The organism is Ralstonia sp. 24A2, from assembly GCF_051783885.1.
Lineage (GTDB): Bacteria > Pseudomonadota > Gammaproteobacteria > Burkholderiales > Burkholderiaceae > Ralstonia.
The window spans coordinates 178652-204977 of the sequence record NZ_JBPVZD010000001.1; the positions used below are offsets into that span (position 1 = coordinate 178652).

The 26326-nt window shown below is 64.2% G+C and carries 23 protein-coding genes; 12 read left to right on the forward strand and 11 right to left on the reverse strand.

What is annotated here, in order from left to right:
- Positions 1–2 precede the first annotated feature (2 nt).
- The 4 genes from ACS13N_RS00805 to ACS13N_RS00820 all read left to right on the forward strand — a co-directional run bounded on the left by ACS13N_RS00805 (position 3) and on the right by ACS13N_RS00820 (position 4523).
- Positions 3–1157 carry a DUF1624 domain-containing protein gene (locus ACS13N_RS00805; RefSeq protein ID WP_438929908.1) on the forward strand — a complete coding sequence of 385 codons (1155 nt, stop codon included), beginning with the start codon at positions 3–5 and terminating at the stop codon, positions 1155–1157.
- Between the two features lie 72 nt (positions 1158–1229).
- Positions 1230–1724 carry an NUDIX hydrolase gene (locus tag ACS13N_RS00810; protein ID WP_438929909.1) on the forward strand — a complete coding sequence of 165 codons (495 nt, stop codon included), beginning with the start codon at positions 1230–1232 and terminating at the stop codon, positions 1722–1724.
- Complete coding sequence (gene mnmA, locus ACS13N_RS00815) at positions 1721–2833, forward strand: tRNA 2-thiouridine(34) synthase MnmA (RefSeq protein ID WP_438929910.1); 1113 nt, start codon at positions 1721–1723, stop codon at positions 2831–2833. Before ACS13N_RS00810 ends, mnmA begins: the two co-directional genes overlap by 4 nt.
- A 91-nt stretch (positions 2834–2924) precedes the next feature.
- Entirely contained in the window at positions 2925–4523 is a 1599-nt protein-coding gene (locus tag ACS13N_RS00820) for an FMN-binding glutamate synthase family protein (protein WP_438929911.1), read from the forward strand.
- A 24-nt stretch (positions 4524–4547) separates the two neighbouring features.
- Here ACS13N_RS00820 and ACS13N_RS00825 read toward each other — a convergent pair whose 3' ends face one another.
- A complete protein-coding gene (locus ACS13N_RS00825; RefSeq protein ID WP_438929912.1) occupies positions 4548–5579 on the reverse strand; it encodes a porin in 1032 nt (343 codons plus the stop codon).
- Between the two features lie 237 nt (positions 5580–5816).
- Between ACS13N_RS00825 and ACS13N_RS00830 the strand changes: the two genes are divergently transcribed.
- Genes ACS13N_RS00830 through ACS13N_RS00840 form a run of 3 tightly spaced genes read left to right on the forward strand, consistent with a single transcriptional unit; the run spans position 5817 to position 8901 of the window.
- A complete protein-coding gene (locus ACS13N_RS00830) occupies positions 5817–6686 on the forward strand; it encodes an N-formylglutamate amidohydrolase (RefSeq protein WP_438929913.1) in 870 nt (289 codons plus the stop codon).
- Positions 6683–7447: an IclR family transcriptional regulator gene (locus ACS13N_RS00835; protein WP_438929914.1), complete on the forward strand. Its 765-nt coding sequence runs from the start codon at positions 6683–6685 to the stop codon at positions 7445–7447. The genes ACS13N_RS00830 and ACS13N_RS00835 overlap by 4 nt, the downstream gene beginning before the upstream one ends.
- 35 nt (positions 7448–7482) lie before the next feature.
- Entirely contained in the window at positions 7483–8901 is a 1419-nt protein-coding gene (locus tag ACS13N_RS00840; protein WP_438929915.1) for a YfcC family protein, read from the forward strand.
- Between the two features lie 29 nt (positions 8902–8930).
- Here ACS13N_RS00840 and ACS13N_RS00845 read toward each other — a convergent pair whose 3' ends face one another.
- A complete protein-coding gene (locus tag ACS13N_RS00845) occupies positions 8931–9539 on the reverse strand; it encodes a glutathione S-transferase N-terminal domain-containing protein (protein WP_438929916.1) in 609 nt (202 codons plus the stop codon).
- A 230-nt stretch (positions 9540–9769) separates the two neighbouring features.
- Here ACS13N_RS00845 and purB point away from each other — a divergent pair, with 230 nt between their 5' ends.
- From purB to ACS13N_RS00865, 4 genes are all read left to right on the forward strand, one after another.
- The gene (purB, locus tag ACS13N_RS00850; protein ID WP_438929917.1) at positions 9770–11149 is read left to right on the forward strand and encodes an adenylosuccinate lyase; all 1380 of its coding nucleotides are present in this window, start codon (positions 9770–9772) and stop codon (positions 11147–11149) included.
- A gap of 264 nt (positions 11150–11413) precedes the next feature.
- Positions 11414–11995 (forward strand): cytochrome b, encoded by a 582-nt coding sequence (locus tag ACS13N_RS00855; RefSeq protein ID WP_438929918.1) that lies wholly within the window; start codon positions 11414–11416, stop codon positions 11993–11995.
- A 104-nt stretch (positions 11996–12099) separates the two neighbouring features.
- The gene (locus tag ACS13N_RS00860; RefSeq protein ID WP_438930583.1) at positions 12100–12672 is read left to right on the forward strand and encodes a YceI family protein; all 573 of its coding nucleotides are present in this window, start codon (positions 12100–12102) and stop codon (positions 12670–12672) included.
- A 56-nt stretch (positions 12673–12728) separates the two neighbouring features.
- Entirely contained in the window at positions 12729–13325 is a 597-nt protein-coding gene (locus ACS13N_RS00865) for a YceI family protein (RefSeq protein WP_438929919.1), read from the forward strand.
- Between the two features lie 73 nt (positions 13326–13398).
- Here the strand turns inward: ACS13N_RS00865 and ACS13N_RS00870 are convergent, their stop codons facing one another.
- The 8 genes from ACS13N_RS00870 to queA all read right to left on the reverse strand — a co-directional run bounded on the left by ACS13N_RS00870 (position 13399) and on the right by queA (position 23469).
- On the reverse strand, positions 13399–15654 hold the full coding sequence (locus ACS13N_RS00870) for a molybdopterin cofactor-binding domain-containing protein (RefSeq protein WP_438929920.1): 2256 nt from the start codon (positions 15652–15654) through the stop codon (positions 13399–13401).
- The gene (locus ACS13N_RS00875) at positions 15655–16128 is read right to left on the reverse strand and encodes a (2Fe-2S)-binding protein (protein WP_438929921.1); all 474 of its coding nucleotides are present in this window, start codon (positions 16126–16128) and stop codon (positions 15655–15657) included.
- Entirely contained in the window at positions 16125–17381 is a 1257-nt protein-coding gene (locus ACS13N_RS00880) for a cytochrome c (protein WP_438929922.1), read from the reverse strand. Before ACS13N_RS00880 ends, ACS13N_RS00875 begins: the two co-directional genes overlap by 4 nt.
- A 387-nt stretch (positions 17382–17768) precedes the next feature.
- Positions 17769–18737 carry a protein translocase subunit SecF gene (secF, locus tag ACS13N_RS00885; RefSeq protein WP_438929923.1) on the reverse strand — a complete coding sequence of 323 codons (969 nt, stop codon included), beginning with the start codon at positions 18735–18737 and terminating at the stop codon, positions 17769–17771.
- A 77-nt stretch (positions 18738–18814) separates the two neighbouring features.
- Positions 18815–20695 carry a protein translocase subunit SecD gene (gene secD / locus ACS13N_RS00890; RefSeq protein ID WP_438929924.1) on the reverse strand — a complete coding sequence of 627 codons (1881 nt, stop codon included), beginning with the start codon at positions 20693–20695 and terminating at the stop codon, positions 18815–18817.
- A gap of 110 nt (positions 20696–20805) precedes the next feature.
- Complete coding sequence (gene yajC, locus ACS13N_RS00895; protein WP_438929925.1) at positions 20806–21135, reverse strand: preprotein translocase subunit YajC; 330 nt, start codon at positions 21133–21135, stop codon at positions 20806–20808.
- A gap of 118 nt (positions 21136–21253) precedes the next feature.
- A complete protein-coding gene (tgt, locus tag ACS13N_RS00900) occupies positions 21254–22405 on the reverse strand; it encodes a tRNA guanosine(34) transglycosylase Tgt (RefSeq protein WP_438929926.1) in 1152 nt (383 codons plus the stop codon).
- Between the two features lie 2 nt (positions 22406–22407).
- On the reverse strand, positions 22408–23469 hold the full coding sequence (queA, locus tag ACS13N_RS00905) for a tRNA preQ1(34) S-adenosylmethionine ribosyltransferase-isomerase QueA (protein ID WP_438929927.1): 1062 nt from the start codon (positions 23467–23469) through the stop codon (positions 22408–22410).
- A 93-nt stretch (positions 23470–23562) separates the two neighbouring features.
- Between queA and recG the strand changes: the two genes are divergently transcribed.
- Positions 23563–25740, forward strand: coding sequence for an ATP-dependent DNA helicase RecG (gene recG, locus ACS13N_RS00910; RefSeq protein WP_438929928.1), 2178 nt, complete (start codon positions 23563–23565; stop codon positions 25738–25740).
- Between the two features lie 12 nt (positions 25741–25752).
- Here the strand turns inward: recG and ACS13N_RS00915 are convergent, their stop codons facing one another.
- Positions 25753–26190, reverse strand: a complete 438-nt coding sequence (locus ACS13N_RS00915) for a hypothetical protein (RefSeq protein ID WP_438929929.1) — start codon at positions 26188–26190, stop codon at positions 25753–25755.
- Between the last annotated feature and the right edge of the window lie 136 nt (positions 26191–26326).

The following is a 26326-nucleotide window of genomic DNA, read 5'->3' on the forward strand; positions in this document are numbered from 1 at the left end:
GCATGGGGACGCAGCCTGCTCGCGCGTTTTCCCGTGTCGCCGCCATCGATCTGCTGCGCGGGTGGGTGATGGTGCTGATGGTGGTCGACCACCTGCGCGAGTTCTTCTTCCTGCATGCGCAGGTGATGGACCCGGTCGATCTGGCAGTCACCTCACCAGCCTTAGCGCTGACACGGTTTGCGAGCCATCCGTGCGCGCCGGTGTTTGTGTTCCTGGCGGGCATGTCGGCGTGGCTGTCGGGGCAGAAGCAGGGTGGCGACCGGCGCGTGATTGCGGCGCACCTGCTCAAGCGCGGGTTGTTCCTCGTCATGCTGGAGGTGACGGTCGTCAACTTTGCGTGGACGTTCACGTTCCCGCCCACCACGCTGTACCTGCAGATGATCTGGGCGATCGGCTTGTCGATGATCGCGTTGGCGGGGGTGATCTGGCTGCCGCGCGGCGCGTTGCTGGTGGTGTCGCTGGCGATCGTCGCGGGGCACAACCTGTTGACGGGCGTGTATGTCGCGCCTGATTCACCGTGGCACGCGCTATGGGCTGTCCTGCATCAGCGGGATTGGATTGTGTTGGCGGATGGTTTGCGGTTGCGCACGTCGTATCCGGTGCTGGCATGGATTGGCGTGATCGGGCTCGGATATGTGTTTGCGCCGGTGTATGCGCGGCGATCGCCCGAAGTGCGGCGGACGTTGTGTCTGGCGATGGGCGCCGCCTGTCTTGCCGGGTTTGCCGTGCTGCGCCTGGTGAATGGCTATGGCGAGCCGAAGCCCTGGGCTGTATCCCCAGATGCACTGACGACGGCCGTGTCATTCCTGAACCTGACCAAGTACCCGCCGTCGCTGGGTTTTCTGCTGGCAACGCTCGGCCTTGGCCTGTGTGCGCTGGCGTGGCTGGACTGGTTGCCCGCGCGCGTTGCCACGGTGCTGCAAACACTGGGTAGCGCGCCGATGTTCTTCTACCTGCTGCATCTGTATGTGCTGCACATCGCCTATCTGCTTGCGCTGCAGATGGCTGGCGCCAACCAGGGCGCGCGTTTCGGCTTTGATGCCGTCTGGCAACTGTGGGCGGTCTGGCTGCCCACCATCGCGCTGCTGTACTGGCCAACGCGCTGGTTTGCCAGCCTGCGCCGCACGGGCCGCTACCCCTGGATGCGCTATTTGTGATGCCCCCGCCATCCCAAGCGGACACGGCCTTGCGCGGCTACAATAACGCCTTGTTTTTGTTGCCTTTTTGCCATGAGCCAAGCCGTTCGTTGGAAACCCAGCGTCACCGTTGCCGCCGTTATTGAACAGGACGGGCGCTTCCTGCTGGTGGAGGAGCACACCGATGCCGGTCTGCGCCTGAATCAGCCCGCCGGCCATCTCGACCCGGACGAAAGTTTGGTCGACGCCGTTGCACGTGAAGCGCTGGAAGAAACCACATACAGCTTTGTGCCGACCGCCTTCCTTGGCTGCTACATGGCGCAGTTCCAGCCGCCGGAGGGCGATCCCGTCACCTATGTGCGGATGGCCTTCACCGGCGAACTCGGGCCGCAAGACGTGCGCCGCACGCTCGACGAGGGCATCGTCCGCACGGTCTGGATGACGGCGGAGGAAATCCGCGCCAGCCGCGACCGCCATCGCAGCCCGCTGCTGCTCGCCTGCGTAGAGGACTACCTGGCCGGCAAGCGCTATCCGCTCGACCTCATCCACACGCACGCCAGCGTGTATGGCCTGGGGGTGGCGCCATGAGCAAGAAACGCATCGTCGTCGGCATGTCCGGCGGCGTGGATTCCTCCGTCACCGCGTGGCTGCTCAAGCAGCAGGGCTACGACGTCGTCGGCCTGTTCATGAAGAACTGGGAAGACGATGACGACAGCGAATACTGCTCGACCCGGCAGGACTGGATCGACGTGGTGTCGGTGGCCGACCTGATCGGCGTGGACGTGGAAGCGGTCAACTTTGCCGCCGAGTACAAGGACCGCGTGTTTGCGGACTTCCTGCGCGAATACTCTGCCGGCCGCACGCCCAACCCCGATGTGCTGTGCAACGCCGAGATCAAGTTCAAGGCCTTCCTCGACCACGCGATGGCATTGGGCGCGGACACGATTGCCACCGGCCATTACGCCCGCGTGCGTGAAGTCGATGGCCGCTTCGAGCTGCTCAAGGCGTTTGACCACACCAAGGACCAGAGCTACTTCCTGCACCGGCTGAACCAGGCGCAGCTCTCGCGCACGCTGTTCCCGCTGGGCGAGATGCCGAAGACGAAAGTGCGCGAGATCGCCGCCGAGATCGGCCTGCCCAACGCCAAGAAGAAGGATTCCACCGGGATCTGCTTCATTGGCGAGCGACCGTTCCGCGATTTCCTGAACCGCTACCTGCCGACCAAGCCCGGCCCGATCAAGACGCCGGACGGCAAGACCATCGGCGAGCACATCGGCTTGGCGTTCTACACGCTGGGGCAGCGCAAGGGCATCGGCATCGGTGGCAGCCGTGACGGCAACGGCGATGCCTGGTACGTGGCGCGCAAGGACATGGCGGCCAATACCCTGTACGTGGTGCAAGGGCATGACCATCCGTGGCTGCTGGCGCACACCGTGCACGCTGAAGACCTGAGCTGGGTTGCCGGCCATGCACCTGCCGAGGGCACCCACATTGGCGCCAAGACGCGCTACCGCCAGGCCGATGCGCCGTGCACGGTCGCGCGCGCTACTGATGGTGCGCTCACGCTGTCCTTCCCTGAGGCCCAGTGGGCTGTGACACCGGGCCAATCTGCCGTGCTGTACGACGGCGAAATCTGCCTGGGTGGCGGCATCATTTCGGCTGCTGAAGCAGTCGCGCCCGAGAAAGCCGTCGCCTGACTGATTTTCGCAACAGTCCGTTGCGACGGCTGCGGCTGTCGCGATGGTCGTTTAAGCTGGCGCCCTGATTCGTCTCCACACAGGGTTTGTCATGCTGCCACGTCGCTACTGGGCCTTTGCGGGTGTTGCGCTGTTGTTCGTCATCACCGCCGGATTCTGGGCGGCGGGGCATCTGCACTGGGCGTGCGCACTCATCCCGGGCCTGCTGGTGCTGCTGGGCATCTACGACGTGACGCAGACGCGCCACTCGGTGCTGCGCAACTACCCGCTCTGGGGCCACTTCCGCTTCCTGTTCGAGTTCATCCGCCCGGAAATCCGCCAGTACTTCGTCGAAGACGACACTGACGAGCGCCCGTTCTCGCGGGCCCAGCGCAGCATCGTCTACCAGCGCGCCAAAGGCGAGGTCGACAGCCGCCCGTTCGGCACCGAGGTCGACGTGAAGGTGGCGGGGCACGAGTGGATCGGCCATTCGCTGGCGCCAACGCGCATCGCCTCGTCGGACTTCCGTGTGCTGGTGGGCGAGGGGCGCGCCAAGCCGTATTCGATGTCGGTGTTCAACATCTCGGCGATGAGCTTCGGGGCGCTGTCAGGCAACGCTATTCGCGCGCTCAATCGCGGCGCCAAGCTCGGTAACTTCATCCATGACACGGGCGAGGGCTCGATCTCGCCGTATCACCGGGAAGAGGGCGGTGATCTGATCTGGGAAGTCGCCTCGGGCTATTTCGGCTGCCGCGATGCCAATGGCCGCTTTGATCCGGACAAGTTCGCCGAACAGGCGCGCAGCCCACAGGTGAAGATGATCGAGGTGAAGCTCTCGCAGGGCGCCAAGCCGGGCCATGGCGGTGTGCTGCCGGCTGCCAAGGTCACGCCGGAGATCGCCGCCACGCGTGGCATTCCGATCGGGCAGGACTGTATCTCGCCGGCTTCGCATTCGGAGTTCAGTACACCGCTGGGTCTGCTGCAGTTTGTGGATCGCCTGCGCACGCTGTCGGGCGGTAAGCCGACCGGCTTCAAGCTGTGTATCGGGCACCCCTGGGAGTTCTTTGGCATCGTCAAGGCGATGCTGGAGTCGGGCATCCTGCCGGACTTCATCGTCGTCGATGGGGCAGAGGGCGGCACAGGCGCGGCGCCGCTGGAATTTACTGACCACGTCGGCACGCCGCTGCAGGAAGGGCTGCTGCTGGTGCACAACACGCTGGTGGGCACCAACCTGCGCGACAAGATCAAGATCGGTGCGTCGGGCAAGATCGTCACCGCGTTCGATGTGGCTCGCACGTTGGCGATGGGTGCTGACTGGTGCAACGCGGCGCGCGGCTTCATGTTTGCGCTGGGCTGCATCCAGGCGCAGAAATGCCATACCGATCGCTGCCCGACCGGTGTGGCCACGCAAGACAAATCCCGCCAGAAGGCGCTGGTGGTGCCTGACAAGGCCGAGCGTGTGCACCAGTATCACGACCACACCCTGCACGCGCTGCTGGAGCTGACCCAAGCCGCTGGCCTGCAGCATCCGGCGGATTTCCGCGCGCACCACATCGTGCGTCGTGTGTCCGGCAACGAGGTGCAGTTGCTCTCCACGCTGCTCAAGTACCTCGAACCCGGCGATCTGCTCGCCGGGCGCTACCGTTATCAGCTCTATGAGCGCTACTGGCCGATGGCCCAGGCCGAGCGGTTCGACCCGGTGGCGGTGTAACGCGTATCGGGTCGATCGCGTCGATCAGAACAAGTGCTTGATGCCGGCGCCGTAGGTCGTCACACGGTTGCCGCGCACGTTCGAGTTCGGGTCTTCGCGGTCGAAGAACACGTAGGGCATGGTGCGCTTACTGAGGTTGTAGCCGTAGCCGATCTGGAGTTTCTTCAGCTTGCCTGCGCGATCGGTCTGGACGTCGCGCTCCATGTAGTTGGCGGTGATCTGGTGCGCGGTGCCGAACGGCACCGTAAAGCCCGCCAACCAGTAGCGCACCTGTGAGCGCGTGGTCATCGTGCCGGCATAGCGATCACGGCCGATCACGGCGTAGGTGTTGACCACCGTGAAGTTGTAGCCGACCGCCAACTGCACCTTATCGTTGAAATCGTTGGCAACCAGGCCGCCGCGCTTGTCGTCCTTCGAATAGCCGAGGCCGGCAGAGAACGGGCCTTGGTCATAGTTCAGGCCGACGTCGTAGGCGCGCCAGTCGCTCTCGAAGCGCACCGGCGCAGTCGGGCTGGCCGGCGGCGTTTCCGGGCCGGCAAAGTACATCCGCGCGCGCAGCGAGAAGCCGCCGAAATCCGGCGATTGATACCCGAAGGCGTTCGACACGCGGTTGCGTGCATTGAGCACCTTGGTGCCGATAGCCGTGGCGCCCGCGTCGTGGATGACGAAATCGGTGATGTGCGTGATCTGCGAATAGATTGGCGACCCCACTGCCGTTGCCGAGTCCAGTCGGCCCAGGGCGAACGCGCCGAACGCGCCGGTCAACCCCACATAGGCGTGACGGAATTGCGGGTTGACGGCGGTGCCGTCGTCGGCGTTGAAGCCTTGCTCCAGGCCAAACACGGCGGCCATGCCGTTGCCCAGATCCTCCCTGCCACGCATGCCCCAGCGTGAGGCGTTGTCGGTTTCCTGTGCGGTGGAGCCCTTCGGGCCCTTCTGGATTTCGGCATCGAGATCGACGCGTCCGTACAGAGTGACGTCAGCGGCGGCGCTTGGGGTGGCGACCGACATCAGACAGCCGAGTGCCATCAGGCTGGCCGGGACAAAGCGTTGCATGGAGTTCCTCCCTATGGTTTTATAGAATAAAACAATGTTTCATAAAATCGTGCGGGTGATGACAATCCGGTGTCAAGCACGTAGGCATGAGTGATTTCCCGTAAACGCTTGTAATCAAGCATATTGGTTTCGGTTATGTTGTTTACGGGATAACCCGCGTTGTCAGGACGCACGGTGTGCCATCACACTTCGGTTTCATTAAATAAAACAGTGTTTCAAAAACACTGCGCTTGTTCGATGTCGATGCCGTCTCCCTCCGCCTTCCACCTCACGCTGCCTCAGGCGCCGGCCATGCCTGTCGTTTTCGACTCGCCGCACAGTTCGCGCGCGTTTCCCGAGGGCTTTGCGACCGTGGCGCCGGAAGAGGCGCTGCTGACCACGTGGGACGCGTATGTCGACGAGTTGTGGGCGGGCGTGCCGGAGCAGGGGGGGACGTTGCTGGCCGCGGCGTTTCCGCGGGCGTACATCGATGCCAACCGCGCGATCGGCGACATCGACGCAGCGCTGCTGGCCGAGCCGTGGCCGACGCCACTGCAGCCGGAGTCGTACACCGCGCGCGGCATGGGGCTGATCCGCCGGTTCGCGCTGCCCGGCGTGCCGATGTATGACGCGCTGTTGCCGCTGGCCGAAGTGCGCGCGCGCATCGACCACTACTACCTGCCGTACCGCGCGGCGCTGGAAGCGGCGCTTGACGGCGCGTGGCAGCAGTTCGGCCACGTCTGGCATGTGGACTGCCATTCCATGAAGTCGCGCGGCAACGCCATGAACGAAGACAACGGCGCGCTGCGCCCGGACGTCGTCGTGAGCGATCGCAGCGGTACCAGTGCCGACCCTGCGTTCACCGCATGGGTGGCCGACACGCTGCGCGCGCAAGGCTTTCGCGTGCAGATCAACGACCCGTATCGCGGTGGTGATCTGGTGCGCAGCTATGGCGACCCGGCGGGGCGCCGGCACAGCATCCAGATCGAACTCAACCGCGCGCTCTATATGGATGAAGCCACCTGCGAGAAGCACGATGGCTTCGCGGTTTTGCGTGGACAACTGACCTGTTTCGTGGAAGCCTTGCGCGGCTACGTAAACGAACGAATCAAGGGTCAGACACCATGAGCTACATCGTCGAATCGGTCGACAGCGCGTTATCGTTGCTGACGCTGGTGGCAGAACATCCGGGGCTCGGGGTGACCGAGCTGTCCAACCGCCTCGGCATCAACAAGTCGCGCGCGTTCCGCCTGCTACACACGCTGGAGGCGCACCGCTTCGTCATTCTCGATGCCAAGACGTCGACCTACGCACTGGGCCCGCAGGCCTTTGTGGTGGGTGTGGCCGCTGCCGCGCAAGATGCCGTGGTGCGCACCGCGCATCGCCACATGCTGCTGCTCAACCAGCAGGTGAACGAGACCATCATCCTGCGTGTGCGCGAAGGGCAGGAGACCGTGTGTGTGGCGCGCTGCGAGACCTCGCACGAGATGCGCATCATCGGCCGCGTCGGTAATCGCCGCCCGCTGTGGTACGGCGCGGCCGGCAAGGTGCTGCTGGCGTTCGCGCCGCAAGAGGTGCGCGCGCAGTACCTGGGCAAGGTCAAGCAACTGGCCGCCGAATCGCTCGGCCCCGAGCCGCAGGTCATCGTCGAGCAGATCGCCGCCGTCCAGCAGAAGGGTTACGCCACCAGCTTTGGCGAGGTCACGCCGGGTGCCGCTGCCGTGTCCGTGCCCGTGCGTGACGTGAGCGGCATGGCCGTCGCCGCGCTCAGCGTGTCGGGGCCGGACACGCGCATCACCGCGCGCGACGTGCCGCAATTGCTGGAGCCGTTGCTGGCCTGCGCCGCAAGCATCGGCCGCGAGCTGGGCTACAACCCGCCACCCCCCTGATTCTTCAACAACGATCCGCCGCAGGAGTCATTTGCATGTCTGCCACCCTGGAGACCGAACGCGTAGAAACGCAACGCCCGCATGCCGGGTTCATGCACCCGATTGTGATGATGCTTTGGGTCATTCTCGCGGCCATCTGCATGACCTACCTGGTGGACGCGGGCAAGTTCGAACGCAAGGGCAAGCTGGTGGTGCCCGGTACGTACCAGGTGGTGCCCAAGGTGGCGGGGCTGCCGGAGCTGACCTCGCCGATGCCGCACAAGAGCACACCGGCCGAGGCGCACGCCGCCAGCGTGGTCGGCGCGGTGATGGCGATTCCGCAGGGCCTCATCAAGAGCGCGCCGCTGGTCTTCATGGTGATGTTCGTGGGCGGCATGTTCGGCGTGATGCGCCGCACCGGCGTGATTGATGCGGGCATTGATCGCCTGCTGCAGATCACGGGCGGCAACGTCTATCGTCTCGCACCTGCCGTGATGATCGTGCTCGGGCTGGGCAGCAGCTTTCTGGGGCTGATCTCCGAATACCTTGTCGTGATTCCCATCGTGGTGGCCATGGCGCGGCGGCTCGGCCTGAATGAGCTGTACGGGCTGGCGCTGGTGACCATTGCCGCCAAGGTTGGCTACATTGCGTCGGTCACCAATCCGCTGGCGCTGCCGATCGCGCAGCCGCTGGCCGGTGTGCCGCTGTTCTCGGGCATCGACCTGCGCCTGGCCGTGTTTGTCGTCTTCATGGCCATCGGCGTCGGCTACTGGCTCTGGCGCGTGCGCCGCTCCGGGCTGGTGACGACCTATGTGCCGACCGAGAACAAGCGTCTGTCGCGCAGCCATGTGGCGGTGTTGCTCGTACTGCTGGCGTCGAGCGTGATGATGATCGTCGGCACGCGCCTGTGGAGCTGGCACAACGTTGAACTGGCCGCGTTCTACATCGTCATGGCCGCGGCGATTGCGCTGGCGGGGCGGCTCGATTCGCGCACGGCATCCGAGGCGTTTGTCGACGGCATGAAGGGGATGATGCTGGCCGGTTTGCTGATCGGGCTGGCATCGGCCGTGGAGTTGATCCTGCAGAACAGCCTGGTGCTCGACACCATCATCCACAGCCTCACGCGTCTCACGCAGGACAGCGCGCGCCCGGTGGTGGCCGGCGGCATCATGGTCATGGAGATGATTCTTGATGTGTTCATGCCGTCGCTCTCAGGCAAGGCGGCAGTGAGCATGCCGATCCTGGCGCCAATCGCGCACTTCTCGGGTGTGAGCGGGCAGACCATCGTGCTGGCCTTCCTGATGGGCGGCGGCCTGATGAACATGATCACGCCCACCTCAGGCATGCTGCTGGCCTACCTGGCGACGGCGCGCGTCAACTACGGCCAGTGGGTGGCCTTCATCTTCCCGCTGTTTGCGGCGCTGTTCGTGCTGTCGCTGCTGGTGCTGGGCGTGGCGGTCGAGATTGGTTATTGAACCTCGTTGCCGCCACGAAAGGGAAAGGCTTACTGCGGCTGGGTTTCCATGAAACTCGGCCGCTTTTCCATGCGCGCGTAGAACGCGGCCAGATTGGCGTGGCGCTCGCGCCAGTCGATCTGCGGCTGGCGGAAATCCAGATAGGCGAGTGCGCAGCCAACACAAATGTCGGCCAGCGTCAGGTGGTTACCGTTGCACCAGGTCTTCTCGCCCAGGCCTTGTGCCATGGCTTTGAGTGCGTCGTCGATCTTGTGGTGCTGGCGCGCGATCCAGGTGTCGCTGCGCTGTTCGGGTGTGCGCTGGGTTTGCTCAACGCGCAGCATGATGGCGGCATCGAGCAGGCCGTCGGCCAGCGCTTCCCAGCAGCGCACCTCGATGCGTTCGCGGCTGGGCGGCGGAATCAGGCGCGCCACCGGCGACAGTGTGTCGGCATATTCGGCAATCACGCGCGAATCGAACAGGGCGCCGCCGTCGTCCATCACCAGGCAGGGCACCTTGCCCAGCGGGTTGAACTGGTGGATCTGCGTGTCGGCGCTCCACACGTCTTCCAGCACGAACTGGTAGTCGATTTTCTTTTCGGCCAGCACCACACGCACCTTGCGGGTGTACGGGCTGGCGTGGGATCCGATCAGTTTCATAGGCATGTCATGTTGGAGGCGGAAGTATAGCTGCGCACTTTCCCGCGTGCTCTGGGCGGCGCTTCAACCAAACGGAGGCTTGCCAAGGCTTCGGATTGGCCGTGGAAGACGTGTGCCGGGTGGTAAAATTGCGGGCTCGCTGGGGTGCGCGTATGCACCTTGGTTCAACGCTCGATGCAGCGTCCGGGTTGTCCGGATTGAGATTCCCTTCACATTTTTCCCCGCTTGCCATGTCGTCGCTTTCTGCCCTGACCGCTCTGTCTCCCATCGATGGCCGCTACGCTGCCAAGGCCGATCCGCTGCGCGAGTGGCTGTCGGAAGCCGCTTTCATGCGCAACCGAGTGAAGGTGGAAGTGCACTGGCTGATCGCCCTGTCGCAGGCCGGCCTGGCCGAAATCCCGCGTTTCTCGGCTGAAGCCGAGCAAGCCCTCCTGGCCCTGGTCGAGAACTTTGCCGAGGCAGACGCTGCCCGTATCAAGGAAATCGAAGCCGTCACCAACCATGACGTGAAGGCCGTCGAGTACTGGATGAAGGAGCGCGTGAAGGGGAATGCCGAGCTGGAAGCCGCCAGCGAGTTCATCCACTTCGCCTGCACCTCGGAAGACATCAACAACACCTCGCACGGCATGATGCTCAAGGGCGCGCGCGACACGGTGGTCGTGCCGGCGTTGCGCCGCGTGCAGGCCCGCCTGGTGGAGTTGGCCCACGCCAACGCTGGCGTGTCGATGCTCTCGCGCACGCACGGCCAGCCGGCCAGCCCGACCACGCTGGGCAAGGAAATGGCCAACGTGGCTGCCCGCCTGGATCGCGCCATTCGCCGCATTGAGGCTGTGGAACTGCTGGGCAAGATGAACGGCGCGGTGGGCAACTACAACGCGCACCTGTCGGCGTATCCGTCGCAGGACTGGGAAGCCTTCTCGAAGAATGTGATCGAAAGCCGCCTCGGTCTGACGTTCAACCCGTACACCATCCAGATCGAGCCGCACGACTACATGGCCGAGTTGTTCGATGCCGTGGCGCGCGCCAACACGATCATCCTCGACCTGGACCGCGACGTCTGGGGCTACATCTCGCAGGGCTACTTCAAGCAGAAGACCAAGGCTGGCGAGATCGGCTCGTCGACCATGCCACACAAGGTCAACCCGATCGACTTCGAAAATTCCGAAGGCAACGTCGGTCTGGCCAATGCGGTGCTGCGCCACCTGTCGGAAAAGCTGCCGGTCTCGCGCTGGCAGCGTGACCTGACGGATTCGACCGTGCTGCGCAACATCGGTGTGGCGTTTGGCTATAGCCTGCTCGCCTACGACGCCTGCCTGCGTGGCCTGGGCAAGCTGGAAACCAACCCGTCGCGCCTGGCGGAAGACCTGGACAACTGCTGGGAAGTGCTGGCCGAGCCGGTGCAGACCGTGATGCGCCGCTACGGCATCGCCAACCCGTACGAGCAGCTCAAGGAACTGACGCGCGGCAAGGGCATCTCGCGCGAGGCGCTGCGTGATTTCATTGGCACATTGGCCATTCCCGAAGACGCCCGCAAGCTGCTGCTGGACATGACGCCCGCCAGCTATATCGGCAAGGCTGAAGAACTGGCGCGCCGGATCAACGCGCTCTGATTGTTCCGAAAATTTGTTGGGCCGACCCGAAAACAGCCTCCTCCGTACAGTTACGGAGGAGGCTGTTTTGCTATGTAGGCTCTGTAGAATGGACGGTCTTGTTAGGTCAGTTGGCTCCTTTTGTTCATCAAAAAATTTGAATTTCTCGATGAACTTCCGGCCGTCCTGTCCGCCCGGATCGCTTCAATAATGCACAAACTTCTGGCGCCGTAGTCTCACCCATAGGTGCCGCCAACCTAGAGCACCTCTCAACCGAGGGAATCGATGTCACAAGCTGCCCAACCGAATTTCACCGCGCGCGCCGCCGCTGACGACGGCGCCTACGGCAAGCCCGCCATCGCGCTGCACTGGATCATCGCGCTGTTGATCTTCGCCGCGTTCGGGCTCGGTCTGTACATGACCGATATCCCCGGCTTCACGCCGACCAAGCTGAAGCTTTACTCGTATCACAAGTGGATCGGTGTGACCGTGCTGATCTTTGCCGCGCTGCGCGTGCTGTGGCGCCTGACGCACCCGGCGCCCGCCCCCGTGGCTGGTATGCCGAAGTGGCAGCACAGGGCTGCCGAGGGTGCGCATCTCGTGCTGTACCTGCTGATCCTGGCGGTGCCGTTGACTGGCTACCTGCTCAGCGTGGCGGCCGGTATCAAGGTTGTCTACCTTGGCGTGTGGGAAATGCCGATGCCCTTTGAGAAGAGCGATGCGCTCAAGGACATCTTCAGCTTCGCGCACCAGTGGTTGAACTGGACCATGGCTACCATCGTCGTGTTGCACATCCTGGCCGCGCTCAAGCATCACATTGTTGACCGCGACGGTACGCTGCGCCGCATGCTGCCTTTCCTGCGCTGATCTGATCGTTCTGCTTTCCAACGTACCGGTGTGTGCCGGTGCCCTTGCTGCCCATCCTGACCAAGACCGCCGGTACGATCCGGCCTGACCGAAGGAGTCTGATGATGAAACGTTTTGTGCGCCCCCGCGCTATCGCCCTGGTTGCCGCTGGCGCGCTGTCGATCGCTGCGGTATCGGTGTCGGCCATCGCCCAGGTGGATGCTGCCAAGAGCAGCGTGACCGCCACCGGCAAGCAACTCGGCGTGCCGATGGATATCAAGTTCGGCAAGTTCGATGCCGCGGTGAACTACAACCCGGCCAACGTGGCTGCGTCCACGGCCAAGGTCGATATCGACATCAATAGCGTCGACGTGGGCAGCAAGGAATACAACGACGAGCTGAAGAAGAAGGATTGGTTTGACGCTGCCAAGTATCCGAAGGCCACCTTCGTGTCGTCGGCGTTCAAGCCTGGTGTCAATGGCAAGGTGGATGTGGTCGGCAAGCTGACCATCAAGGGCATCACGCAAGACGTGACGGCGCCTTTCACCGTCAAGCAGGATGGCGCCACCCAGGTCTTTGAAGGTGCGCTGCCCGTCAAGCGCAACGTGTTCAAGGTCGGCGACGGTGAGTGGAAGGACACTTCTGTCGTTGCCGATGACGTGACGATCAAGTTCCGCGTCGTCATCGCCAAGAAGTAAACCACCCCTTCGTGTTTTTGCTTTCGTTTTCGCACCTATTATTTGCTGGAGTTCACATGAAACTGCGTACCCTTGTTGCTGCTCTGTCTGCTGTTGCCGCTACCGCTGCGTTTGCTGCACCGGCCACGTACCAACTGGACCCGACCCACACCTACCCGAGCTTCGAAGCTGACCACATGGGCGGCCTGTCGAAGTGGCGCGGCAAGTTCGACAAGTCCAGCGGCACCTTTACGCTGGACCGCGAAGCCAAGAAGGGCTCCATCGATGTGACCGTGCAGACCGACAGCATCAGCTTCGGCCTGCCCAAGATGGACGAGCACGCCAAGAGCGCCGAGATGTTCGATGTGGCCAAGTTCCCGACGGCCACCTTCAAGAGCACCGACATCAAGTTCAAGGGTGACGTGCCGACCGAAGCCGTGGGTCAGCTCACGCTGCACGGCGTGACCAAGCCGGCCACGCTGAAGATCGACGCATTCAAGTGCATGCCGCACCCGATGCTCAAGCGCGAAGTCTGCGGCGCCGATGCTGAACTCACGTTCAACCGTGACGAGTTTGGTGTCGACTACGGCAAGAAGTACGGTTTCAACATGGAAACCAAGCTGAAGATCCAGGCCGAAGGCCTGAAGCAAGACGCCAGCGTCGCGCAGCAATAAGCATCGCGCGCAGCAATCAAAACGCCCCGGCTTTCAAGGCCGGGGCGTTTTTTTTGTACGGTCGGTCTGCGTGCTAGGCCTTCAACAGCGCGCGAATCGACTCGGGGTTGAAGGGCAGGGTGCGCGGTCGCACGCCCACAGCGTCATACACGGCGCTGGCGAGGGCGGAGGGAATGACCGCACAGGTTGGCTCGCCGGCGCCCACAGGGGGCTGGTCCGGCCGGTCGATCAACACCACGTCCACCTGCGCCGGCAGCTCGGGGAACTTGAGCAAGCGGTACGTGAGCCAATCGAGGCTGGTCACGGCTGACTGCGAGAAGTTGATCTCTTCGAACAGCGTACGGCTGATGGTCTGAACGACTTCGCCTTCCACCTGGTTGCGCACCCCGTCAGGATTGACGACGAGACCGCAGTCGTGTGCCACCGTGACTTTGCCCACCTGAATGACGCCGGTGGTGCGGTCCACTTCCACTTCAATGACGGCGGCCACGAACGCGTTGTTCGGCTCGTAGCGCACGCAGGCCATGCCGCGGCCACGGGCGATGTTGCCGCTGGGCTTGGTCGAGAACAACGGGCGGCGCACCCATCCGGAGCGCTTTTCCACCGCATCCACGACCGCCTTGATACGCGGCTCAGACAGGTGGCGCAGCCGGAATTCGATCGGGTCGGCCTTGGCGGTCACCGACAGTTCGTCCATGAACGACTCGTTCGCGTATGTGTGCTGGAGCCGGCCAGGGCCACGCAGCCATGCCGGGCGCAGCGGTGCGCGTGCATAGCGGTTGACCACGACGCTGGCGTTAGGCAGTTCGTAGGGTGCGACCATGTTGAATTCCATGCCGCCGGGGTTGTCGGGCGGCTCGGCCAAGGTTGCGGAGCGGGTCAGTTCGCCTGCCAGCAAGGGCACGTCGACACTGCCCGAGGCGCGATGCGGCACCCACGACGTGTACTGCCACGCCTGGATGCGGCCCTGGTCGTCCAGTGTGCCGGCCACATCGGAGATGACCGGCGGGCCCTTCGGGTCCCAGCCGTGCTCGTCGTCACGCATCCACTGCACGCGCACGGGTTGGCCGATTGCCTTGGAGAGCAGGGCGGCTTCTGCGGCGGCGTCTTCGTGGCCGTTGCGGCCGTAGCAGCCTGCACCTTCCACGTAGATCAGGCGCACATCGCCCTTGTTCATCTTCAGCATCCTGGCGATCTGGTCGCGCGTCAGATGCGGTGATTGCGTGGCCGACCAGACGGTCAGCTTGCCATCGCGGTAATCGCCAATCGCGCAGGAGGGGCCGATCGAGCCGTGTGTCTGAAACGGCCACGCATACGTAGCGCGGATGGCCTTGCCCTTGCTGATCTGCGCATCCGCCTGGCCGCGCTCCAGCACCTTGCCCTGATCGTGCAACGGCAACGCGCGCACGGCGTCGTACAGCTTGGCTTGCGCGGGCAGTCCCTTCCAGTCGGACCACGTGGCCTTCAGCGCGCGGGCGCTGCGGATGGCCGCCCATTCGTCATTGGCGATGACGGCCAGCAGGTTGCCCACACGTACCGTGCGCAGGAAGCCCGGCACCTTCTTGGCGTGCGTGTCGTCCACGGCTTCCAACTGCGCGCCGTAGGCGTCGGGGTGGATCACGCGCGCGTGCACCATGCCGTCGACCTTCACGTCCTGCATGAAGGTGAAGTCGGCAAAGACCTTCGTGCGCACGTCGTCGCGCTTGATCGGCTTGCCCACGAGCTTGTAGTCAGCCGGCTTCTTGAGCGGTGCCTTGGGGTCGAGGTTGAGTGACAGGGGGTGTGCGGCCAATAGCTTGTGATACGGCGTGCCCTGTGTGTCGGCAGCGCTGCGGAAGGCGAGGCCGTTTTCCAGGCGCACATCGGCCGGTGCCATGCGATACGCACGCCCTGCCACCTCGCGGATGGCCGCTGCAGCCGTGGCGGCAGCCTGGCGCAACTGCGGGCCTGCATTGGACACGGACAGTGAGCCGATGGTGGCCCCCTGATCGACCGTCATGGCCGTATCGCCCTGCACGACGCGCACGCGGTCGATCGGAAACTCCAGCTCTTCGGCCACCATCTGCGCGAGCGCGGTGGTGTTGCCGGTGCCCAGGTTGACCTTGCCCGTATAGAGCGTGAGCGCGCCATCGCCTTCCAGTACGAGGAAGGCATTGACGCGTGTGGCATCGAGGGACTTGGCCTTGGCGAGTGGTGCGGCGCTTTCTTCCGTGATCTCGCCCAGGGCACGGGCCATGGCCAGCCCCGAGAACGAGAAACCAACAGCAAGCGCAGCCCCTTGCTTGAGAAAGTGCCGGCGGGAGAACGAAGTGGATTCACTGACGCGCATTTAGGCCTCGCTGGCTTTGAGGATGGCGCGGACGATCCGCATGTGCGTGCCGCAGCGGCACAGGTTGGAGGCGAGTGCTTCCTTGACCTGCGCTTCGGTCGGCTTCGGGTTGGTGTTGAGCAGCGAGCGTGCGGCGATCAGCATGCCGTTGATGCAGTAGCCGCATTGCACCGCCTGCTCATCAATGAAGGCTTGCTGCAGCGGATCCGGTTTCTCCGGCGTGCCCATGCCTTCGAGCGTGGTGATGGGGCGCCCGGCCGCGGCGGCAACCGGCAGCACGCACGAGCGTTGCACCACGCCATCGATCAGCACGGAGCAGGCACCGCATTGGCCGAGCCCGCAGCCAAAGCGCGGTCCCTTGAGCGAGAGGTCATTGCGCAGCGCATACAGCAGCGGCATCTCGGGCGAGGCATTGACGTCAACCGCGCGTCCGTTGACGTGCAGGGTGATGGGGGTGGAGGTGGTGGCTGTCATTCGTGGTGTCCGGTTTGCTCGCGCAGCGTCTTGACGTCGCTGGCGGTGACGGCGGGTGCCTGGTTGCCCCAGCTATTGCGCGTGAAGGTCAGCGCATCGGCAATCTGAGCGTCGGTGAGCGCATGGCGATGCGCGGGCATCGGATAGGGCGCGGGAACACCGTCAATCACCAGCGCTTCCGTGCCGTTCAGGGTGACGTTGATGAGGGAGACCGGATTGCCTTCCAGCACGTTGGGGTTACCCGCCAGCGGCGACAGCCACGGCGCGGTGCCCTTGCCGTTGGGCAGATGGCAGGACACGCAGTAGTTCTGATACACCTGCGCGCCGTGCGCCATCACCTTCGGGTCGACGGGACCATGCTGCGGGATTGGCGTGCCTGCGGCGGCCAGGGATTTCAGGTAGACCGCCATGGCGGCCAGATCCTGGTCGGTCATCCACTGCGTGCTGTTGTTGACCACCTCGGTCATCGGCCCGAATGCGGTGGCGTGCGAGTTGGCACCGGTCTTCAGGAAATCCACGATGTCCTGGGCACTCCACTTGCCGATGCCCGTGGTCGGGTTGGACGTCAGGTTGGACGCGAACCAGCCGCCCAGCTCAGCGCCAGACAGGTAGGCACTGCCACGCTGATCGAGCGCTTTTTCCTGCAGGCCGATGCCGCGCGGTGTGTGGCATGTGCCGCAATGGCCCAGGCCCTGCACCAGATAGGCGCCACGGTTCCACTCGACGCTGTTCTCGGGAATGGGCTTGAAGCGCTCGGTATCGAGAAACACCAGGTTCCAGAGCTTGAGCGGCCAGCGCATCTGCAGCAGCTTGGGAATTTCGGGCGCGAGATTGGCCTGCTTCACGGGCTTCACGCCATGCATGAAGTACGCGTACAGGGCCGAGATATCTTCGTCCGAAACCTTGCTATATGACGGATACGGCATGGCCGGGTAAAGGTTGTGCCCGTCCTTGGCGACCCCCTCACGCACGGCGCGTGCGAAATCCTGCTCGGTATAGCGGCCGATGCCGGTTTCCGGGTCAGGCGTGATGTTGGTGGCGAAGATGGAGCCCAGCATGGGCACGGCCATCTTCAAGCCGCCCGCAAAGGGTGCTGAACCCTTGGCAGTGGAGGTATGGCAGGCAACGCAGTCGCCCGCCTGAGCGAGGTAGCGCCCGCGCTCGATCAGCATTTGATCGGGCTCGGGTTGACTGGCCCTGGCGATGCCGATGGTGCTCAACAGCACGAGTATTGCGGGGAGTAGGGTTCTCAACGGCCTGTCCTTTGTCGAAATCTGCAGCGGCCCTCCCAACGGTGAGAAAAGCCGTTGCCGAAAGTGACGCGCCGCATTGGCGTGCGGTGGAAGCCGGGGGAGTCGACAGGCGGGTTCGGTAGCGCGTCGTGCCGGGGTGGGCAAGCGTTGCGCTTTCGGGGGTCCGATCTGTCATGCGGGAGGGCCGCTCGAATCGGCCCGGGAGGGCACGTATGGAGCGCGTCTACCCAAGACTTTGCGGGATCGACTGGACTTCCGAAATCGGAAAAGTCCGATATGAGGGGGCGACGTGCCGCACAGCTACCAGAGCGGCTTCAGTGGAGCGGACAAAGAAAAAGCCCCGCAATCGCGGGGCTTTCCTTGTTGCCTGAACGGCTGGCGAGGTGCTCAGACCTGCGCGCCGAAGTTCGGGTCGTCGTTCGGGCCGGAGGCTTTCTTGTCGGCCTTGACCAGGTCTTCGCGCTTGACGCCCAGCCACATGCACAGCGCGGCCGCCACGAACACCGACGAGTAGATACCGAACAAGATACCGATCGTCAGCGCCAGCGCGAAGTAGTGCAGCGTCGGGCCGCCGAACACCAGCATCGACAGCACCATCATTTCGGTCGAGCCGTGGGTGATGATGGTTCGCGAGATGGTGCTGGTAATCGCGTGGTCGATCACCTCGTGCGTGTTCATCTTGCGGTACTTGCGGAACGCCTCGCGGATCCGGTCGAAGATCACGACCGACTCGTTCACCGAGTAGCCCAGCACCGCCAGGATACCGGCCAGCACCGACAGCGAGAACTCCCACTGGAAGAACGCGAAGAAGCCCAGGATGATGACCACGTCGTGCAGGTTGGCGATGATGCCCGCCACTGCAAACTTCCACTCGAAGCGGATCGACAGGTAGATGACGATGCCGATCACCACAAACAGCAGCGCGAGCAGACCGTCGGTGGCGAGTTCCTTGCCGACCTGCGGGCCGACGAACTCCACGCGCTGCAGCTTGGCGTCAGGGCTGGTGGCGTTCAGGGCCGTCATGACCTGCTGGCTCTGCACGGCCGAGGGGATCGGTTTGCCGTCTGGACCACTCTTGAGCGGCAGGCGGATCATCACGTCGCGCGAGGTGCCGAAGTTTTGCACCTGGGCGTCGGCATAGCCGAGCTTCTCGACGTCGGCGCGGACCTTCGGCAGATCAGCGGCCTGGGTGTAGGCGACTTCCATCACCGTACCGCCGGTGAATTCCACCGACAGGTGCAGCCCCTTGTGGAACAGGAAGAAGACAGCGGCGAGAAACGTGATGAACGACACGGCGTTGAGAACCAACGCGTGCTTCATGAACGGAATATCGCGGCGGATGCGGAAAAACTCCATGGTCTGCCCTTTGTGGCAACCGGCTGCGAAAGCGCAGGCCGGTGCCGGTTATGCAAGATTTCTGTGGGTGAGGTGCCTTACTGCTTCGCCGGCGTTTCAGTATTGCCCGGCTTCCAGATCTGGCCGATTGCCAGACCCTGCAGCTTCTTGCGGCGGCCGTACCACAGGTTGACCAAGGCGCGGTTGAAGAACACCGCCGAGAACATCGAGGTCAGGATGCCCAGGCAGTGCACCACGGCAAAGCCCTTCACCGGACCGGAGCCGAAGGCGATCAGCGCGAGGCCCGCGATCAGCGTGGTGACGTTCGAGTCCACGATGGTGGCCCACGCACGCTCGAAGCCCGCGGCAATCGCCATCTGGGCCGAGGCGCCGTTGCGCAGCTCTTCACGGATGCGCTCGTTGATCAGCACGTTCGCGTCGATGGCCATACCGAGTGCCAGCGCAATAGCGGCAATGCCCGGCAGCGTGAGGGTGGCCTGCAGCATCGACAGCACGGCGATCAGCAGGAACACGTTCACGCCCAGCGCCACCACCGAAAACACGCCGAACAGCATGTAGTACAGGACCATGAATACCGACACCGCGAGGAAGCCGTACAGCGCCGAGTCGAAGCCCTTGTGAATGTTGTCGGCACCCAGCGACGGGCCGATGGTGCGCTCTTCGATGATCTCCATCGGCGCAGCCAGGGAGCCTGCGCGCAGCAGCAGCGCCAGGTCGGCGGACGCTTCAGTCGAGCCCATGCCGGTGATTTGGAAGCGCGAGCCCAGCTCCGACTGGATGGTCGCCACCGTTAGCACTTCGCCCTTGCCCTTTTCGAACAGGACGATGCCCATGCGCTTGCCGATGTTGTCACGCGAGACGTCGCGCAGCATGCGGCCGCCCTGGCCGTCGAGCGTGATGTCCACCGACGCGTTGTGGTTCTGGTCGAAGCCGGCCGACGCGCTGGTGATGCGGTCACCCGTGAAGATCACCTGCTTCTGCAGCAGCACCGGAGCGCTGCGGCCTTGCGTGAAGAGCTCGTCGCCCAGGGGCACCGGGTCGCCGGCGCGCGGCACCAGCGGCGCGTTCGGATCCGCCAGGCGTGCTTCCAGCGTGGCGGTACGGCCGATGATGTCCTTGGCCTTGGCAGTGTCCTGCACGCCGGGCAACTGCACGACGATGCGGTCCGGGCCTTGCTGCTGGATCACCGGCTCGGCCACGCCCAGTTCGTTCACGCGGTTGTGCAGCGTCACGACGTTCTGCTTGACGGCGTTGTCCTGCACTTCCTTCATCGCGGCAGCGGTGAAGGTGCCGGTGAGCGTGGCGCCGTCAGCGGTCTTGTCGACGCTGTAGGCCAGTTCGCGGGTGGAATCCGCCAGCACGCCACGGGCGCGGTCGGCGTCATCCGGGGTGCTGAACTTGATGGCGATGGTGTTGCCGTTGCGGTCGATGCCGCTGTGGCGGATGTTCTTGTCGCGCAGTTGCGTGCGGATGTCACCAGCCAGCGAGTCGAGCTTCTTGGTGACCGCGCCGTTCATGTCGACCTGCAGCAGGAAGTGCACGCCGCCACGCAGGTCCAGACCCAGGAACATCGGCAGGGCGTGGATGGAGGTCAGCCAGCGCGGCGAGCCCGACAGCAGGTTCAACGCGACGATGTAGGTCGGGTCGGTCTGGTCGGTGTTCAGGCCGCGGGCCAGGATGTCCTTGGCCTTGAGCTGCGTGTCGGTATCGGCAAAGCGCACGCGCACGCTGGCGGAGGTGCCGTTGTTGTCGAAGAACACGCCGGTGGGCTGGATGCTGGCCGCAGCCAGCAGGCTCTCGACCTGCTTTTGCACGTTCAGGTCGACCTTGACGGTCGCCTTGCCCGACGACACCTGCACGGCAGGCGCCTCGCCGAAGAAATTCGGGAGCGTATAGAGGAACCCGATGGCAAGCGCCACCAGGATCACAAGGTATTTCCAGAGCGGATAGCGATTCATCTTGGAGGGCGGTGAGGCGGCGCCAGGGGCGCGGGCGCGGATTCTTAGAATAGGCGCTGCCTGGGATTCCGGCACCGGCGCATACATCACGCGGTGCCGGTCAAACCGGATTACAGCGCCTTGAGCGTGCCCTTGGGCAGCACGGTCGTCACGGCGCTCTTCTGGACGGTGATTTCAGTGTTGGCAGCGACTTCCACGGTGACGTACTGCTCGGCCACCTTGGTCACCTTGCCCAGGATGCCGCCGGCGGTGACGACTTCGTCGCCCTTGGCCAGGGCTTCGAGCATCGCCTTGGTTTCTTTCTGGCGCTTCATTTGCGGGCGGATCATGATGAACCACAGCACCACGAACATCAGGATGATGGGCAGGAAGCTCATCAGGCCACCTGCAGCACCACCAGCCGGTGCGGTTTGCGCGTAAGCGTCGGAAATGAGGAACACGGTCAAAACTCCGTAAATGGTTCGTCAATCGGTCAAAAATTGGACCGGACATTCTACCATTGCCGTCTTGCGGCAAATGGGCGCATGGACAGTCCTGTCAAGGGGCCCAATGGGGCGTTTAGAGTGCGCCGCGGGCCCGGTCAGCGGCAAAGCGCGCCTGGAATGTAGCAAAGCTGTGCGTCTCAATGGCGGTGCGCATCTCGGCCATCAGCTCCAGGTAGTAATAGAGGTTGTGGATGGTGTTCAGGCGTGCGCCCAGGATCTCGCCCACGCGCTGCAGATGGTGCAGGTAGGCGCGCGAGAAGTTGCGGCAGGTGTAGCAGCCGCAGGTTTCGTCCAGCGGGCGCGGATCGTTGCGGTGCACGGCGTTCTTGATCTTGATGTCGCCAAAACGGGTGAACAGCCAGCCGTTGCGTGCGTTGCGGGTGGGCATCACGCAGTCGAACATGTCGACGCCGGCAGCGACGCCCGCGACCAGGTCTTCCGGCGTGCCCACGCCCATCAGGTAGTGCGGCTTGTTGGCAGGCAGGCGCGGTGCCACGTGCTGCAGCACGCGCATCATGTCTTCCTTTGGCTCGCCGACCGACAGCCCGCCGATGGCGTAGCCGCCAAAGCCCTGGCCGCCCGCGTTCTCGTCAATGGCTTGCAGACCGGCCAGCGATTCATCACGCAGGTTCTCGAACATGCCGCCTTGGACGATGCCGAACAGTGCGTTCGGATTGTTCTCGCGCTCAAACTCGTTGCGCGAGCGCTGTGCCCAGCGCAGGCTCATGCGCATCGACGCCGCGGCTTCGGCCTCGGTGGCGGGGCGATCGCCGATTTTGTACGGCGTGCACTCATCAAACTGCATGACGATGTCGGAGTTCAGCCGACGCTGGATCTGCATCGAAATCTCGGGCGACAGGAACAGCTTGTCGCCGTTGATCGGCGAGGCGAACGTCACGCCTTCTTCGGTGATCTTGCGCAGATCCCCCAGCGAAAACACCTGAAAACCGCCGGAATCGGTCAGGATGGGCTTATCCCAGCCATTGAAGCCGTGCAGGCCCTTGTGCGCATCCATCACTTCCAGCCCCGGGCGCAGCCACAGGTGGAAGGTGTTGCCAAGGATGATCTGGGCGCCGATGTCTTTCAGCTCCGCCGGCGACATCGCCTTGACCGCGCCATAGGTGCCCACCGGCATGAAGATGGGCGTTTCCACCACACCGTGGTTCAGGGTCATGCGGCCGCGCCGGGCGAGGCCATCGGTGGTGAGCAGTTCGTACTTGAGCATGGTCAGAGCGATTGGGATTCGCTGAGTTCGGATGGGGCGCGCGTGAGGAACATGGCGTCGCCGTAACTGAAGAAGCGGTAGCGCTGGGCAATGGCGTGCTGGTAGGCGCCGCGGATGGCCGCCAGGCCCGCAAACGCCGATACCAGCATCAGCAGCGTCGACTTGGGCAGGTGGAAGTTGGTCACCAGCGCGTCAATGACACGGAAGCGATAGCCGGGGGTGATGAAGATGTCGGTGTCGCCGCTGCCTGCATGGAGCATGCCGTCGGGCTGTGCCGCCGATTCCAGCGCACGCATCGACGTGGTGCCGACGGAGATTACGCGCCCGCCTGCTGCCCTCGTGGCGCGGATGGCCTCGGCCAGCGCGGGCGTGATTTCGTACCACTCGCTGTGCATGCGGTGCTCGGCGATGTTCTCCACGCGCACCGGCTGGAACGTGCCCGCGCCCACGTGCAGCGTCAGGAAGCCACGTTGGATGCCCATGGCGTCGAGCTTGGCGAACAGCGCATCGTCGAAATGCAGGCCCGCCGTGGGGGCCGCAACGGCGCCCGGGTTGCGTGCGTAGACGGTTTGATAACGCGTTTCGTCGAAGCTGTCCGGGTCGTGCTCAATATAGGGCGGCAGCGGCAGTCGGCCGTATTGCTCGATCAGGTCCAGCGCAGGCTGCGGAAAGCGCAGCGTGAAGAACGGCTCGGCGCGTGGGCCGACCGTCACATCAAAGGCATCGGCCAGGCGCAGCGTGGTGCCCTCGACGGGCGACTTGCTGGAGCGGATTTGCGCCAGCACCGTGTGTTCGTCCAACAGGCGCTCGACCAGTACCTCAACCTTGCCGCCACTGGCTTTGTGGCCGAAGAAGCGGGCCTTGATGACGCGCGTGTCGTTGAAGACCAGCAGGTCGCCGGGGCGCAGGTAGTCGACCAGGTCGGCGAACTGGCGGTCATCAAATTGCACGCCATCAGCTTCGCGGCGCACGGCCAGCAGGCGGCTCGCGGTGCGGTCGGGCAGGGCGGTTTGCGCGATCAGCTCGGGCGGCAGATCGAAATCGAAATCGGACAGCGTCAGCATGAAAAGTGGCGCAGACGTGGATTGCGCCAAGTGAGGGTGGCGGGCGCCGGTACAATCGGGCGAAACCGCAAAGTTCGCCATTGTAAACGTCCTGTGCCGCCTCGCGCCCGTTCCGCCGCTGATACCGCTCCACTGCCCGACGCTGATACTGTGCCGGCGCCGAAGCCAAAACGCGCGACCCCGGCAGACAAGCCCGCCAAGACGGCCCGCCCGGCCGACAAACTCGCCAAGCTGGGGCTGCACCGCGACGTCGATCTCGTCCTGCATCTGCCGATGCGCTATGAGGACGAAACCACGCTCCTGACCATCGCCGAAGCCGTCGCCCGTGCCAACACCGGCTGGGCTGCGCAGGTGGAAGGTACGGTCACGCGCAACGAAGTGGCGTTCCGGCCGCGCCGGCAACTCGTTGTGCATATCGCCGACGATTCTGGCGAACTGGTACTGCGCTTTCTCAATTTCTACGGCAGTCAGGTCAAGCAGATGGCTGAAGGCGTGCCACTGCGCGTGCGCGGTGAGGTGCGCGGTGGCTTCTTCGGCGCGGAGATGGTGCACCCGACCGTACGCGCCGTGGCGCCCGACGAGCCGCTGCCCGATCGGCTGACCCCGGTGTATTCGACCGTGGCGGGGGTGCCGCAGGCGTATCTGCGCAAGGCGATCCTGAATACGCTCACGCGCACGCCGCTGCCGGAAACGGTGCCGAACAGCCTCATCACCGGGCCGCTGGCGCCGCTCAAGCTGATGGCCCCGGCAGAAGCCGTGCGCCTGCTGCATCAGCCGACACCCGACGTGGATGAGCACAGCCTGGTCGAGCGCACGCACCCGGCGTGGCTGCGCATCAAGTTTGACGAGCTGCTGTCGCAGCAGTTGTCGCTCAAGCGCGCGCAGGCCGCGCGGCGCATGCGCAATGCGCCCATCCTGCGCGACAGCGGCAAGGATGGTCTGCTCGCGCGCTTCATGAATGCGCTGCCGTTCAAGCTGACCGGCGCCCAGGCCCGCGTGTGGGACGAGATCCGCGCCGACCTCGCGCATCCGTACCCGATGCAGCGCTTGCTGCAGGGCGACGTGGGCAGCGGCAAGACCGTCATCGCCGCGCTGGCGGCTTGTCAGGCTATCGATGCCGGTTGGCAGGCCGCGCTGATGGCGCCGACCGAACTGCTGGCCGAGCAGCACTATCGCAAGTTATCCACATGGCTCGCGCCACTGGGTGTGGATATCGTCTGGCTGGCCGGCAGCCTCAAGCGCAAGCAGAAGGACGAGGCGGCTGCGCGCGTGGCCGCTGGCACCGCGCAACTGGTGATCGGCACGCATGCGCTGATTCAGGACGCGGTCACGTTCGCGCGCCTCGGCCTGGCGGTGGTGGATGAACAGCACCGCTTTGGTGTTGCGCAGCGACTTGCCTTGCGTGGCAAGGCAAGCAATGGCGATGCACCTGTTGCTGCCAACGCCCAGGTGCCGCACCAACTGATGATGTCCGCCACGCCGATCCCGCGCACGCTGGCAATGACGTACTACGCCGATCTGGATGTCTCCGCCATCGACGAATTGCCGCCCGGACGCACGCCCATCGTCACGCGCCTGGTGAACGACGCACGCCGCGACGAGGTGATCGAGCGCATCCACGCCGCCGCGCAGGAAGGGCGACAGGTCTACTGGGTCTGCCCGCTGATCGAAGAAAGCGAAGCGCTGCAGTTGCAGACGGCCGTGGAGACGTTCGAGACGCTGTCGCAAAGTCTGGAAGGCCTGAAGGTCGGTCTGGTGCACGGGCGCTTGCCTGCCGCCGACAAGGCCGCCGTGATGAGCGCCTTTGCAAGCGGTGAGTTGCATGTGCTGGTTGCCACTACCGTCATCGAAGTGGGGGTGGACGTGCCCAATGCTTCGCTGATGGTGATCGAGCATGCGGAGCGCTTCGGTCTTGCGCAACTGCATCAGTTGCGCGGGCGCGTGGGGCGGGGCACGGCGGAATCGGTGTGCATCCTGCTGTATCAGGCACCGCTGTCGCCCACGGCCAAGCAGCGCCTGCAGACCATGCGCGAGACCACCGACGGCTTCGAGATCGCCCGGCGCGATCTGGACATTCGCGGCCCCGGTGAATTCCTTGGCGCGCGGCAATCAGGCGAGGCCATGCTGCGCTTCGCGGATCTGAACCACGATGCATGGCTGGTCGAGTTTGCGCAGGGCGCCGCGGAGCAGATGCTCGCGCGCTTTCCCGAAGCCGTGGAGGCGCACCTCAAGCGCTGGCTGGGCGAGCGCGAGCACTATCTGCGGGTCTAGCCGCCCGAGGCGCTAGCGGCGCGAGCCGCCTTCATGACCACCCCCATGTCCGCCGTGGAGTCCGCCGTGGAATCCGCCGCGGAAGCCTCCACCGCCGCGCACAAAGCCACGGCCATCGCGGTGGAAGAACGCCCCGCGCATGTGATGGACATGGTGGAAGCGGTCCACAAAGACCACGCTACCGAAGAGCACCGGGCCGCCCCAGTACCACGTGTCGTCCAGGTAGTACGGCGGGCCAAGGTAGGTGACGGGGCTGCCGTCGGTGTCTACCATCTGCCATGTCCCGTCCGGTTGCAGGCACGCGGTGCCTTGCACCTCCTGCATGACGCCGTTGATCTCGGTTTGTCCAGTCATCGGCTGGCAGGTGCCGACCGGTACGTCCTGCGCCGTCGCGCATGCACAGGTGCCCAGCGTGATCAGCGCCATCGTCAAGGTTGTCAGACGCTTCATGTTCATCTCCCAACACCAGGAATGCCCGACGTCTCAATACGGCGCGGCGATTTGTCTTGCCGTATCGCTGGCACATCGGTTTGCCTGCGGCTGCCGCGCCGACGTTGTGGCCGATGGGGCTCCGCATGACGAGTAA